At 64.8% G+C, this 13505-nt stretch carries 9 protein-coding genes; 5 read left to right on the top strand and 4 right to left on the bottom strand.

Annotation, left to right across the window (positions count from 1 at the left end):
- Positions 1 to 12: 12 nt before the first annotated feature.
- Both PKKP23_RS04985 and PKKP23_RS04980 read right to left on the bottom strand, forming a co-directional pair.
- Positions 13 to 1047, bottom strand: a complete 1035-nt coding sequence (locus PKKP23_RS04985) for an alpha/beta hydrolase (RefSeq protein ID WP_126876124.1) — start codon at positions 1045 to 1047, stop codon at positions 13 to 15.
- 92 nt (positions 1048 to 1139) lie between these two features.
- Entirely contained in the window at positions 1140 to 3935 is a 2796-nt protein-coding gene (locus PKKP23_RS04980) for a helix-turn-helix transcriptional regulator (RefSeq protein WP_126876018.1), read from the bottom strand.
- Positions 3936 to 4375: 440 nt separating this feature from the next.
- Between PKKP23_RS04980 and PKKP23_RS04975 the strand changes: the two genes are divergently transcribed.
- From PKKP23_RS04975 to PKKP23_RS04955, 5 genes are all read left to right on the top strand, one after another.
- Entirely contained in the window at positions 4376 to 6520 is a 2145-nt protein-coding gene (locus PKKP23_RS04975; protein ID WP_042302332.1) for a hydantoinase/oxoprolinase family protein, read from the top strand.
- An 11-nt stretch (positions 6521 to 6531) separates the two neighbouring features.
- A complete protein-coding gene (locus PKKP23_RS04970; RefSeq protein ID WP_126876017.1) occupies positions 6532 to 8856 on the top strand; it encodes a hydantoinase B/oxoprolinase family protein in 2325 nt (774 codons plus the stop codon).
- A gap of 41 nt (positions 8857 to 8897) precedes the next feature.
- A complete protein-coding gene (locus PKKP23_RS04965; RefSeq protein WP_017773431.1) occupies positions 8898 to 9404 on the top strand; it encodes an acetone carboxylase subunit gamma in 507 nt (168 codons plus the stop codon).
- Between the two features lie 362 nt (positions 9405 to 9766).
- Positions 9767 to 11794: a sigma-54-dependent Fis family transcriptional regulator gene (locus PKKP23_RS34425; RefSeq protein ID WP_420873189.1), complete on the top strand. Its 2028-nt coding sequence runs from the start codon at positions 9767 to 9769 to the stop codon at positions 11792 to 11794.
- Positions 11795 to 12179: 385 nt separating this feature from the next.
- Positions 12180 to 12632 carry a nuclear transport factor 2 family protein gene (locus PKKP23_RS04955; protein WP_126876016.1) on the top strand — a complete coding sequence of 151 codons (453 nt, stop codon included), beginning with the start codon at positions 12180 to 12182 and terminating at the stop codon, positions 12630 to 12632.
- Between the two features lie 68 nt (positions 12633 to 12700).
- On the opposite strand, the gene PKKP23_RS04950 is transcribed toward PKKP23_RS04955, so the two are convergent.
- The gene (locus PKKP23_RS04950) at positions 12701 to 13177 is read right to left on the bottom strand and encodes a hypothetical protein (protein WP_126876015.1); all 477 of its coding nucleotides are present in this window, start codon (positions 13175 to 13177) and stop codon (positions 12701 to 12703) included.
- Positions 13174 to 13500: a (2Fe-2S) ferredoxin domain-containing protein gene (locus PKKP23_RS04945; protein ID WP_126876014.1), complete on the bottom strand. Its 327-nt coding sequence runs from the start codon at positions 13498 to 13500 to the stop codon at positions 13174 to 13176. The genes PKKP23_RS04950 and PKKP23_RS04945 overlap by 4 nt, the downstream gene beginning before the upstream one ends.
- Between the last annotated feature and the right edge of the window lie 5 nt (positions 13501 to 13505).

Genomic DNA, 13505 nt, shown 5'->3' with positions numbered 1-13505 from the left:
GGACAGACCCGCTCAGGGCGCGAGATGCGCCTTGATCTGCGCCGACATCTGGTGGATGGCGGCCTGCGGCTCCGGGTCGCTTTGAATGCCGTTCAACAGGACGAAGTCGTGAATCATCCCGTTGTAGCGCGTAGCGATCACCGAAACGCCGGCCTCCTTGAGCTTGCGGGCGTAGGCCTCGCCTTCGTCGCGCAACGGGTCGTTTTCCGCGGTGATGACGAGCGCGGGCGGAAGTCCGCGCAACTGCTGCAGGCTCGCGCGCAGCGGCGAGACATACGGGTTGTTGCGCTCGGCGGCGCCCGGTGCGTACAGATCCCAGCCGTACTTCATGAACGCGCGGGCAAGGAACCGCCCGGTTCCGTATTCGTGGTAGGACGCGGTGTCCACGCTCGCATCCGTCGCGGGGATCATCAGCACCTGATAGCTGATCTTCGGGCCGCCGCGGTCTTTGGCCATGAGCGTGAGCGCCGCGGTCATGTTGCCGCCCACGGAATTGCCCGCCACGGCAATGCGGCTGCCGTCCGCGCCGAATTCTTCGGCATGGGCCGCTACCCACTTCAGTACGGCATAGGACTGATCGAGCTGGGTAGGAAAGCGCGCCGCAGGCAAGGAGGTGTATTCGACGAATACGCCGATCTGCCCGGAGTTGACCACCAGGTCCCGCAACAGACGCTGATGGTTCTGGAAGTTGCCGACGATCCACACGCCGCCGTGGATGAACAGCAGCACGCCCGGCTTACCGGCCACCTGCTCCGGCTTCATGATGTAGATCTTCACGGTTTGACCATCCTGCGTGATGGTCTGTTCGGTTGTGCTCACCCCGGACATATCGACCGGCGTCTTGTTCTGCAGCGCGGTCAGGATGTCCTGCGGCTTCGGCTGAGGGAGTTCCCAGAACGGGCTCGTGTCCTTGTTGATGTCCCGCAGAAAGGCGCGAACCTGTGGGTCGATCCGGGGGTCGGTGGCTGCGTCCGGCGCCGCAAAGGCGGTTTGCGTCATGAGGGCTGCTCCGAGGGTCAGTGCTGCGAGTGAGAACACGAGCTTCATGGTCATAAGTCTCCGGGTTGGAGTGACCTAGTGTGCTCGGCGCAGCCGACCCTCGCTTCTGTCAAATGACCAGTCCGATGACGGATAGGCCGTCACCCAGCCGGGTTCTCGACCTTGGCAACAATGGAGCCCAGCGAAGACCGTGACGTGATTCCAGTCTTCGCAAAAATCTGGCGAAGGTGATAGCCGACAGTGCGGTGAGACAGATACAGCCTGACGCCGATCTCCTTGTTCGACAGTCCATCGGCCGCGAGTTGCGCGATGTGAAGCTCTTGCGGGGTGAGCGTCTCCCATGCGCGCTCCGTTCGCCGGCGGCTGGTTTCGCCCGAGGCTCGCAGTTCCTCGCGCGCGCGATTGCACCAAGGCGAGGCACCGAGCGCATCGAAGATGTCGCGCGCTTCTCGCAGCGGCGCTCTTGCCTTCGCCGACCTGCGCTGGCGACGCAGCCATTCGCCGTACGCGAGCAGCAGCCGTCCACGCAGGAACGGCCAGTTCTTCGCGCCCGGCCCGAGACCTTCCAGGAAGAACGGCTCGGCGTCGGCGGGCGCCGCGAGCAGCGCCTTGCCGTAATTCAGCATGGTCTTGACCCACGGCACGGGCATCGGGGCCGAGATACGTTCCGCTTCTTCAATTGCGCGGCGCGCGGCGTCCGCGTTGCCGGAAAAAACGCCGGCTTCCACGAAGTCCGCGAGTCCAAAGAACTGCAGACCGGAGTTGAAGGCCGGGTCTGAAGGGATGAAAAGGCGCCGCAGGTGTTCGTATGCCTCCCAATGCCGGCCCGCTCCGATTGCCGAGATGCCGCGCGCCACCTGCAACATCGCGAGCAGGAAGCTGGCGCCTAGGGAGAGCGCGAGGCGTTCGGCCTGCGCCGCGAAGGCCTCGGATTGCTCGACGTTGCCCTGCATGCCTGCCAGCCTCGCTTTCACGATTGTGGCCGCGGCGATCCACGGCGTGCCGCCTGTCTCTTCGGCAAAGCGGACGGCTTCCTCGGCTTCGCGCATTGCGCTCGTCCAGTTGCCCACCTCCATCTCGGCCCACGCCTGCGCGAAGAGTACGCGGGCGAGGTCGCTGAGTCGCCCCTGTTCCCGCAGTGCGGCACTCGACTCCGAGAGAAAACTGACGCCAAGGTCGAAGGCGCCGATGACATTGGCCGTGCTGCCCAGAATGCGCGCAACGGCGGGGTCGCCATCTCTTGTTTCCGCAAGCTGCCGCAGCCTTGCATGCAAGGCGCCGCCCAGGTGCAGGGGCTCGACGTAGGCGGAGATGGCGATCGAGCGCGGATCGGTCTGCGGCAACGCTAGCCGGCTTGCCGCAGCCAGAACCCTCGCGCCCAGTTCGTCGCTTGCACCGCTCCACCAGCAGCGTTGCGCGGCGCGCCACACCAGATTGCCCGCCAGATCTTTCGCCCCTGCGGCGTCGGCCCGAGCCGCGAAGTCGATCAGAGCCGGTATCTTCGCCGGATCGCTGATCGCGGAAGGCTGACTGATCTCACGGCACCAGCCCACGCGCGCTGAGGCGAGTTGATCGGTGGTGTCCACGTCGGCCTGGCGCAGCAGACGCTCCAGCAGTTCCGGCTGGCTCAGATCGGCTGCGAGTTCGGCCGCTCGCAAGAGCCGGTCGGTCCTCGCGCTCGCCGTGCTGCTCAGACGCGCCGCGTTTTCCAGCACCTCGATCGCCATGGCCACGGCGCCGCGCCGCAGCGCGCGCGCCGCCATGCGGTCGTAGTCTTCGGCGAGTGCGTCGTCGGTTCCGATGGTGGCGGCCGCACGATGCCACAGCCGACGGTCCACCTGATCCTGAATGGTCGCCGCAAGCGCCGCGTGAATCTTTTGGCGCGTGGCCGGATCTGCCGCCTGGTGCATCGCGGACCGAACGAGCGGGTGCCGGAACCGCACCTCCGTTCCGTCGATCTGGATCAGCCCGGCGGCAATAGCTGGCGACAGGGCGTCGAAGCCCGACTGCTTGCCGAGCACGGCTTCGCCCGCAGAGATGATTTCGTGGAGCGAGGTGCCGTCGTTTTCGGCGGCGACGAACAGCAGCATTCGCGCCGCATCCGGAAGGTCGGACAAACGGCTCGAAAAGGCGCGCTCCAGGCGCTCTGTCAGCGGCAGCCAGGGCGCGTCCTGGAGCGGCCCGGCGCGTTCGCCGTGAGGCAGTTCCAGCAAAGCCAGCGGATTGCCCGCCGCCTCCTGGAGAAAACGGCTGCGCAGGTCGGCCGGAAGGTGCGGGGCATGGCTGTCCAGCAGCCGCTCCGCATCGGCTTCGTTCAGTCCTGAAAGCCGCAGCCGCAGCGTGGATGCATCCCCAAAGGAACGGTTGAAGTCGTCGCGCATGGCCACGAGCAGAACGACGGAGTCCGCACTCAATCGGCGCGAGATGAAGGCCAGCACGTCATAGGTTTCCTGATCCAGCCATTGCACGTCGTCGGCAACAAGCAGCACGGGCTTGCTGGTGGCGCTCAGCAGCGTCAGCGTTGCGAGCGCCACGAGGAAGATGTCCGGCGGCCCCACGTCGTCGCGGACGCCGAAGGCCGTGAGCAAGGCCGAGCGCTGCCGGGGCACGAGGCTCGCTGCCCGCTTCATGAGCGGGCGTAGCGCAAGTTCGAGTGCGGCGAACGGCAAATGGACTTCGGCCCGCACGCCGGTCATCGTCAGCACGGCAATGCCGCGCTCGGCCGCCCGATGTTTCGCGACTTCGAGCAGCGCGGATTTTCCGATTCCGGGCTCGCCGGTGATAACGAGCGTTGAGCCGCCCCGGTCGATCTGATCGATCAGATGATTGATCAGGGCGATATCGTGCTCCCGGCCTTCCAGCGCCAGCGGCATCAATGGCGTTTCATCCGTGCGCGCTTGCGGCGGCACGGCTGCTTTCTTAGTCGGCTTGGTCATCCCACAACCGTCGCAGAGGTGCCGCCGGGCCTATGTCGATCTGTTCTGGCGCACCGTGCCGTCTGTGGGATCGGGAGGAGCGCTATGTGATTCGTCAAATGCGGGCGTACCGGGTTGATAGCGTGCGCCGCCCAGCATGGTGAACGGCTCGCGTTGGAAATCGCGTTAGTCTACCCCGCCCGCAAAACGACCGATTTCCGGACTGCACGATTGTCCGGATTCCGTCCGTCCGACCTCCGCAACGGCGATTCACGCCTTCCGTCGAACCCGACCCACATTCACCCAAAGCCTTGCCATAAGCGACTCGCGAGCCCGGCGGCGAGCCGAACAGCACGCGATGGCATGCCTGTTGCACAAAGCGCGTCGGCGTCGCAGATGCGGCGTGGTCGTGTCGCGGTGGCTGCCGCGACGACATGACACCAATCTTTGGAGACGAAAACATGGAAGGGCTTTCGCAAGTCCAGGTGTTGGGCATCGATGCCGGCGGCACGATGACCGATACCTTTTTCGTGCGTGCGGACGGGCGGTTCGTCGTCGGCAAGGCGCAGAGCAATCCCGAAGACGAGTCGCTCGCCATCTTCAATTCGTCGCAGGACGCGCTCGCCCACTGGCAGCGCGACGTCGATCAGGTCTACCCGGAACTCGTGACGTGCGTGTATTCCGGCACGGCCATGCTCAACCGCGTGGTGCAGCGCAAGGGGCTCGACGTGGGCTTGCTCGTGAACAAGGGCTTCGAGCACGTGCATCTGATGGGGCGCGCGATCCAGAGCTACCTCGGCTATGCGCTGGAGGAGCGCATCCACCTGAACACGCATCGTTATGACGAACCGCTCGTGCCGCTCGCGCGTACGCGCGGCGTGACGGAGCGCACCGACGTGCAGGGCGACGTCGTGATCCCGCTGCGCGAAGCGGAGGTCCGGCAGGCCACGCGCGAACTGGCGGCAGCCGGCGCGAAGGCCATCGTGATCTGCTTCCTGCAGTCTCACAAGAACGCGACGAGCGAGCGGCAGGCACGCGACATCGTGCGCGACGAACTGAAGTCGATTCGTGCGGACGTGCCGGTGTTCGCCTCGGTGGACTACTACCCGCAGCGCAAGGAAAGCCACCGCATGAACACGACGGTGCTCGAAGCCTACGCGGCCGAGCCTTCGCGGCAGACGCTCAAGAAGGTCAGCGACCGCTTCCAGAAGCACGGCGCGAAGTTCGACCTGCGAGTGATGGCCACGCACGGCGGCACGATCAGCTGGAAGGCGAAGGAGCTTGCGCGCACGATCGTTTCGGGGCCTATTGGCGGCGTGATCGGCTCGAAGCTGCTGGGCGAGGCGCTCGGCTACGACAACATCGCGTGCTCGGATATCGGCGGCACGTCGTTCGACATGGCGCTCATCACGAAGGGCAACTTCGCGATTGCTTCGGACCCGGACATGGCGCGCCTCGTTCTTTCGCTGCCGCTCGTCACGATGGACTCGGTGGGTGCGGGCGCGGGCAGCTTCGTGCGGCTCGACCCGTACAGCGGCTCCATCAAGCTCGGGCCGGACAGCGCGGGCTATCGCGTGGGCACCTGCTGGCCCGACAGCGGCCTCACCACGGTTTCGGTGTCCGACTGCCATGTCGTGCTCGGCTATCTGAACCCCGCAAACTTCCTGGGCGGTCAGATCAAGCTCGACGTGGAACGCGCACGCCAACACATCAAGACGCAGATCGCCGATCCGCTTCACCTCACCGTCGAAGACGCCGCGGCCGGCGTGATCGAACTGCTCGATCTGCAGCTTCGCGAGTACCTGCGCTCGAACGTCAGCGCCAAAGGCTACAACCCGACCGAGTTCGTCTGCTTCTCATACGGCGGGGCCGGGCCCGTGCACACCTATGGCTACACGGAAGGGCTCGGTTTCAAGGACGTCGTCGTGCCGGCCTGGGCCGCGGGCTTCTCGGCGTTCGGCTGCGCATGCGCGGATTTCGAATATCGCTACGACAAGAGCGTAGATCTTGCGCTGCCCCAGGCGGCGTCCGATGCCGACAAGGCAGCGGCCGCGCAGACCATCCAGAAGGCGTGGGCCGAACTCACGGCGAAAGTGATCGAGGAATTCCGCATCAACGGCTTCAGCGAGAAAGACGTGATTCTGCGGCCGGGCTTTCGCATGCAGTACATGGGGCAGCTCAACGACCTGGAGATCGAGTCGCCCATCGCGAGCGCGGCCACCGCGCAGGACTGGGACCGTATCGTGACCGCGTTCGAAGACACCTACGGACGCGTCTACGCCAGCTCGGCGCGCTCTCCCGAACTGGGCTTTTCGGTGACGGGCGCAATCATGCGCGGCATGGTGCTCACGCAAAAACCGGTGCTGCCCGAGGACGCCTCGGGCGGTCCCACGCCGCCGCAGACCGCGCGCGTCGGCACGCGCAAGCTCTATCGCCACAAGCAGTGGCACGACGCGGTGGTCTGGCGCATGGAGGCGCTCAAGCCGGACAACGAGATCGTGGGCCCCGCGATCATCGAATCGGATGCCACCACCTTCGTGGTTCCGAAGGGTTTCGCGACCACGCTCGACAAGCATCGCCTCTTCCATCTCAGAGAAGTCCGGTAAGGAGACACACCATGAATATGATGTCCAACCAGGAAGTCGGCTTCGCCGATCTTCTCAAGAACGGTCAGACGCTCAAGCAGTTCCGCGACGGCATTCTCGGGCGCACCGCGCAATCGGGCCACTACAACGGTCTCGCCCGGCTCGAACTCAGGGAGAGCGACCCCATTCGCTACGAGAAGATGTTTTCGAAGCTGCGCGGCGGCCTCGTGCACGCACGCGAGACGGCGAAGAAGATCGCCGCGAGCCCCATCGTCGAGCAGGAAGGCGAGCTGTGCTTCACGCTCTACAACGCTGCCGGCGACTGCGTGCTCACGTCCACGGGAATCATCATCCACGTCGGCACGATGGGTGCCGCGATCAAGTACATGATCGAGAACAACTGGGAGGCCAACCCCGGCATTCATCCCGGCGACATGTTCACGAACAACGACTGTTCCATCGGCAACGTGCACCCGTGCGACATCGCGACCATCGTGCCGATCTTCGCGCACGGCAAGCTCGTGGGGTGGGTGGGCGGCGTCACGCACGTGATCGACACGGGCGCGGTGACGCCGGGTTCCATGTCGACGGGGCAGGTGCAGCGCTTCGGCGACGGCTACATGATCACGTGCCGCAAGACGGGCGTGAACGACACGCCGCTGCGCGACTGGCTGCACGAGAGCCAGCGTTCCGTGCGCACGCCGAAATACTGGATTCTCGACGAGCGCACGCGCATTGCAGGCTGCCACATGATTCGCGACCTGATCGAAGAGGTGATCGAGGACGAAGGCATCGAGGCCTACGAGAAATTCGCCTACGAGGTGATTGAAGAAGGGCGTCGCGGTTTACAGACGCGCATCAAGGCCATGACGCTGCCCGGCAAGTATCGCAAGGTCGCGTTCGTGGACGTGCCGTACAACCATCCCGACGTGCAGACCTCGTCGGCCTTCGCGAAGCTCGACTCCATCATGCATTCGCCCGTGGAAATGGAGATCCGGCGCGACGCCACCTGGCGGCTCGACTTCGAAGGCGCGAGCCGTTGGGGCTGGCACTCGTATAACGCGCACCAGGTCGCATTCACGAGCGGTATCTGGGTGATGATGACGCAAACCCTCGTGCCGACGCAGCGCATCAACGACGGCGCGTACTTCGGCACCGAATTCCATTTGCCGAAGGGCGCATGGATGAATCCCGACGACCGCCGCACGGGCCACGCGTATGCCTGGCACTTCCTGGTCTCGGGCTGGAGCGCGCTGTGGCGCGGCCTCTCGCAAGCCTATTTCAGCCGCGGCTATCTCGAAGAAGTCAACGCGGGCAACGCGAACACGTCCAACTGGTTGCAAGGCGGCGGCATCAATCAGGACGGCGACATTCACGCGGTGAACAGTTTCGAGGCGTCGTCGTGCGGCACCGGCGCGTGCGCGATCAAGGACGGGCTCAACCATGCGGCCGCGATCTGGAATCCCGAAGGCGACATGGGGGACATCGAGATCTGGGAAATGGCGGAGCCGCTGCTCTATCTGGGCCGCAACGTGAAGGCCAATTCGGGCGGCTACGGGAAGTACCGCGGCGGCTGCGGTTTCGAGACGCTGCGCATGGTCTGGAAAGCCCAGGACTGGACGATGTTCTTCATGGGCAACGGCTACATGAACAGCGACTGGGGGCTCATGGGCGGATACCCGGCGGCCACGGGCTACCGCTTCGAGGCGCATCACACGGGCCTCGACCAGCGTATTGCACAGGGCGAGAGCCTGCCGCTGGGTGGCGACACCAACCCGGACGTGCCCGACTACGAGAACCATCTGAACGCGGGCGCACGCATCAAGCGCGACCAGCAGTGCATGACGACGGAAGACTGCTACGACAACTACGACCTGTATCTGAACTACCTGCGCGGCGGGCCCGGCTTCGGCGATCCGCTCGATCGCGGCATCGAGGCGATCGAGCGCGATCTCAACAATGCGGTGCTGCTGCCCGAGTACGCGCAGAAGGTCTACGGCACGGTCGCAACGAAGGACGTGCACGGCATCTGGCATGTCGATGCAAAGCAGACGGCGCTGCTGCGCATCGAGATTCGCAACCAGCGGCTTGCGCGTTCGCAGCCCACGCGCGAGTGGATGAAGAGCGAGCGCGAGCGCATCCTGGTCAAGCATGCCTCGACGCAGGTCAAGCACATGTTCGCGACGAGCTTCGGCCTTTCGACGAAGTTCGAAGCGCAGTTCCGGACGTTCTGGGATCTGCCCGAATCGTGGACGCTCACCGAGGACGAACTCGACGTGCCCACCTACGGCTCGAAGTTCCGCATGGATCTTTCGAAGATGCCCGACGTGAACACGGTCGTACTGGTCGAGGAATGACGCGCGGCTTGTCCTGAAAACTGTCTACGGAGAAAGTGAAGATGTCTACCTACACGAAGGAACAGATCGCGAACCTGGTCGACGGCACGCTCGACTGGGAGACGACGTTGCGCATGCTCTCGATGCCCAAGGACGGCGAGCGCTTCGAGATGTACCTCGACGCCCTGCAACGCAAGCTGGGCTGGAAAGATCGCATCATCCTGCCGCTCGGCCCGCACCTCTATATCGTCCAGCAGCAGGCGTCGAAGAAGTGGGTCACGCAATGCGATTGCGGTCACGTGTTCTGCGACTACCGCGAGAACTGGAAGCTGCACGCGAGCATTTTCGTGCGGGATTCCGAGGAGGCCATGGACGAGGTCTACCCGCGCCTTATGGCGCCCGACACGCAATGGCAGGTGTATCGCGAGTACTACTGCCCCACCTGCGGCGCGATGCACGACGTCGAGGCGCCCACGCCGTGGTATCCGGTGGTTCACGACTTCGAACCCGACATCGAGGGTTTCTACGCAGAGTGGCTGAAGCTGCCGGTGCCTGAACGTGCCGATTAGTACGACGTTTGATCCGGCTGGCGCGTAATGGCGCCGGAGGAATGGCGTTGGCGACGGTGCCAACCCGCCCCGCTTTCGCTCAAGCGAAGCGGGGCGTTCGTTTTTCGGACGTTCGATTTTCGAACGGTGTGCCTGTTTTCCTGCGCTATTTGTGGCCGTGAGCCCCTTGTGCAGCGCTCTGCGCGGGGAAGAAGCCTGTGTGCGCGTACCTGCCGAATTGGCGTGCACATTGCTTGTTCGAGCCGCGCATCAGAGTACGATGCGAGAGGGGTGGTCGGGCTAAGGCCGCGACGCTCCACCTCAAAGAGGGCCGAAACATACGGCTACGCGATTCGCGCCATGCGAATCGCCAGGAGACACGCATGCAACATACAGGTACGCCAATGGACTGGTTTTCCAGTCCGGAGCGCGACGGCAGCATCATGTCCGCATGGGAGCATCTCGTAGGAGGGGGCGAATGGCATTCGTCCGAGGTGCGCGGCGTGGTGGACGATTCCTGGCAACGCTGCCTTGTGGGCCGCGTCGACCCCGCGGTGGATCGTGCGCCGCCGCCCATCGGCGAAAATCAACTGAGACATTGGCTGGCCGGGAATGCGCAGCTCGTCAACGCGAGCTTGCCGCTGATGCAGCAAACGCGCGAACTGCTTGCGCAGACCGGCACCGTCATGCTGCTCGCCGACCCCGAAGGCATGATCCTTCAGCACGAAGGCGACATGCGCATCATCGACCCGGCGCGTGAAGTGGGCCTGGTGCCGGGCTGCAACTGGACCGAACTCAATTGCGGCACCAACGCGATCGGCACCGCGCTCGCGCTGCGGCAGCCCGTGCAGATTCATGGCGCGGAACATTTTTGCGCAGGCATCAAGCGCTGGACCTGCTCGGCAACCGTCATTCGCGACCCGCTGGACGGGCAGGTGCTGGGCGTGATCGACGTATCGGGGCTCGCGGACACCTACAACCGCTATAGCCTCGCGTTGACCGTATCGCTCGCGGGCCGCATCGAAAGCCGCATCGCGAAAGACGCGATGGAGCGCCGCCTGCGCATGCTGGACCGCTGCGCGTCGCGTTTCGGTTCTCTTGCTTCGGATGCCATATTGATTGTCGACGAACGCGGACGTCTCGTTAAGGCCAATGCGCAGGTCGTGCCGGCGCTGCGGCGCTTCGGCTTCGACGTGCAGATCGACGCGAGTTTCACGGTGCCCGGTTTGAGCCACCTGGCCGACGCGGGACCGTCGGCGAATGCGCCGGCGTGGCTGCATCACGCGCACGTGGAGACCTTGCGCGAAGGCGACGCGATACTCGGATTCATGATCGTGATACCGGGCAGCGAAGTCGTGCGCGGATCGGTTCCGATCGCGCGCGGCCGCGATATGCGGCCCGATTCGACCGGCGCATTCAAGCGTCTCGTGGGCGAGAGCCGCGTCTTGCGGGACGCCGTCGACAAGGCACGTCAACTCGCGCGGTCGCGGGTTCCCGTGCTGTTGCTCGGCGAAACAGGCGTGGGCAAAGAGCTTTTTGCACAAGGCATTCACCAGGCAAGCGAACGCGCGGACGGACCATTCATCGCGCTCAACTGCGGCGGGTTATCGAGAGATCTGCTCGCGAGCGAACTCTTCGGCTACGCGGAGGGAGCCTTTACGGGCGCGCGCAAGTCCGGCGCGGCGGGCAAGATCGAGGCCGCCGACGGCGGCACGCTGTTTCTCGACGAAATAGGCGAGATGCCGGTGGACATACAACCGCATCTGCTGCGCGTGCTCGAAGAAAACGAAATCTACCGGCTTGGAGAAAATACGCCGCGCAAGGTGAATTTCCGCCTGGTGGCGGCGACCCATCGCAACCTCAAGGACGCGATCTCCAGCGGCACGTTCCGAATGGACCTGTTCTACCGGATCGCTGTGACGACCATTTCGATTCCGAGTCTGCGCGAGCGCACCGAGGACCTGCCGGCCCTCATGGCGTACTGGCTGGAGCGCCTGTGCCAGTCATACGGCTTGCCGGCCCGCTCGTTCGACGACGAAGCCTATGCGCGTCTGCTGGCGTACCCGTGGCCAGGCAACGTGCGCGAATTGCGCAACGCAATAGAGGGCTCGCTTTTGCTGGCGAGCGGCTCCGTCATCACGGCGGACAAGTTGCCCGCCGAAATTCGCGCGACGGCAGCGCTTGCCGGATACGTCGCGAAACAGGCGGCGGCCGTGGAGCCGGGAAGTGCCGAAGACTCGCTCAAGCTGGCGGAGGCCGAGACGATTCGCCGTGCGCTCGATCGCAATGCCGGCAATCTCACGCAAACCGCGAATCAGCTCGGCATCGCGAAAAGCACGCTGTACGAAAAACTGCGTCGTTACGATCTGATTGCGCGGGTAAGCGACGTACGCAGACGGGCCGCGAATTGAAGGTGCGCGCTTGCACGACCTGCAAGGCCCTGCACCGTGCGTCGTTTCTTCTCGCATGTTCAAAACCCTGCTGCGCGTCTGAACGTAGCGGCGAGGCACGCGCAGAAGCGCCATAGGGCGCCGGCGATTGCAGCCAGGAACGCGTAATGCGGCACTGAATGCGGCACTGCAATGGGTTTGCCGATCTCGCAGAGGTGGAGCGATATCTCGCTGCGAAGTTGCACGAACGGCTCTCGGGCTGAACGCGCGGCAATGGTGGCGACGTCAGAAGACCGTGTGGTCAGGTTAGCGCGCGTAGCGTCCGCCTCCCATCGGGAACGGTGCGTATCTTTCACGCCGTGCGCCGCGCAGGACGCGTGCCGCCGCGGCTCCACCGGAGATGACGATGACCGATAACCTGAATCGACCCGACCTGCCGCCCGACGTCGCCGCCGACGTCGAACGGATCTATCGCGAATGGGACCGTGCATGGTCGGCCGACGACCTCAAGGCGATGCTCGCCTTGTACGCACCGAACGCGGTGCTCGAAAGCCCGCTCGTTCCTCATTTGCTGGGCGGCCATGACGGCGTGCTCGACGGGCGCGAGCGCATCGGCGAGCTGCTTGATCGCGCCGCGCCGCGCAAGCCGGATGCGCGGTCGTTCCATCGCGAGGGCTACTTCACGAACGGAAGCCGGCTGATCTGGGAATACCCGCGCGCAACGCCGAATGGCGAGCAGATGGATTTCGTCGAGGCGATGGACATCGAGAACGGCCTGATTCGCCGCCATCGCGTGTACTGGGGCTGGCGCGGCGTCGAGGTAATCAAGGCGGATGCGTATTACAAGGGACAGCGCTGAGAAGACCCCGTCTCCGGCTCGCGGCGAGGCCGGTGTTTCGTGCGGTACTCCTTGCCCGAGCCGGACAATCACGACTGCGCGAGCAACGCTTCCACCACGCCGAACCCGATACGATCCGCCGGATCGAGCGCGCGCAGTTTCGTGACGAGGGCCAGCGCGGCGGCCCGCTCGCCGCGTCGTACGTTGATGAACGCCAGTGCCTTCAGCGTGAACAGCCAGAAGCGCGCAGGCCCGGGCGTCGAAAAATCGGCGTCGCCCGGCAGCACCGCGCGCCAGTCCGTGGCCAGATGCGCCTGCAACGCCGCAGCCGCGAGCGCCTTGCGCGCGACTTCGTGCGCCGGCTCCATTTCGCCGCGGCTCGCGTGAAACTTGTAGAGCAGGTAATACGGCGGCAGGCAGCGCGGAAACGTGAGCACGGCGGTCCACAGCGCGGCGCCGGCCTCGTCGGGCGGCGCGTTGCGTGCGGTGGCGATCAGGCGCTGCACGGGCGGCGGCACCTGGCCGCCGAATAGTTCGGATGACTCAACGCCCGTGAAGATGTTCACCACACCGCCTCGGGTGCGACGAGCCGCGCCACGGGCTCACCGCCTTCCAGATGCGACGTGAAGATTTCGTCGACATCAGCGGGCGTTACGCCGCGATACAGCACGGCTTCCGGATAGACCACCACGTTCGCGCCCTGGTCGCATGGACCGAGGCAACCGGAGTAGGTGATCGCCACCGTCTCGTAGGCGTTGCGCTTCTGCTGTTCGGCCCAGAACGCCTGAATCAGGGCAGCGGAGCCCTTGCCGGCGCCGCACGATCCGCGCGGATGCTGCGGCGGCCGGTTCTGCGTGCACACGAAGACATGCCGTTTCGGTTTGCTCATTGCGA

Source organism: Paraburkholderia kururiensis JCM 10599 = LMG 19447 (genome assembly GCF_003986935.1).
GTDB classification, from domain to species: domain Bacteria; phylum Pseudomonadota; class Gammaproteobacteria; order Burkholderiales; family Burkholderiaceae; genus Paraburkholderia; species Paraburkholderia kururiensis.
This window is presented reverse-complemented; position numbering and strand designations above follow the sequence as displayed.

Excerpts from the sequence above, each read along its gene's own strand:
- PKKP23_RS04985 (WP_126876124.1), bottom strand. The coding sequence starts at position 1,047 with ATGAAGCTCGTGTTCTCACTCGCAGCACTGACCCTCGGAGCAGCCCTC.
- PKKP23_RS04980 (WP_126876018.1), bottom strand. The coding sequence starts at position 3,935 with ATGACCAAGCCGACTAAGAAAGCAGCCGTGCCGCCGCAAGCGCGCACG.
- PKKP23_RS04975 (WP_042302332.1), top strand. The coding sequence starts at position 4,376 with ATGGAAGGGCTTTCGCAAGTCCAGGTGTTGGGCATCGATGCCGGCGGC.
- PKKP23_RS04970 (WP_126876017.1), top strand. The coding sequence starts at position 6,532 with ATGAATATGATGTCCAACCAGGAAGTCGGCTTCGCCGATCTTCTCAAG.
- PKKP23_RS04965 (WP_017773431.1), top strand. The coding sequence starts at position 8,898 with ATGTCTACCTACACGAAGGAACAGATCGCGAACCTGGTCGACGGCACG.
- PKKP23_RS34425 (WP_420873189.1), top strand. The coding sequence starts at position 9,767 with ATGCAACATACAGGTACGCCAATGGACTGGTTTTCCAGTCCGGAGCGC.
- PKKP23_RS04955 (WP_126876016.1), top strand. The coding sequence starts at position 12,180 with ATGACCGATAACCTGAATCGACCCGACCTGCCGCCCGACGTCGCCGCC.
- PKKP23_RS04945 (WP_126876014.1), bottom strand. The coding sequence starts at position 13,500 with ATGAGCAAACCGAAACGGCATGTCTTCGTGTGCACGCAGAACCGGCCG.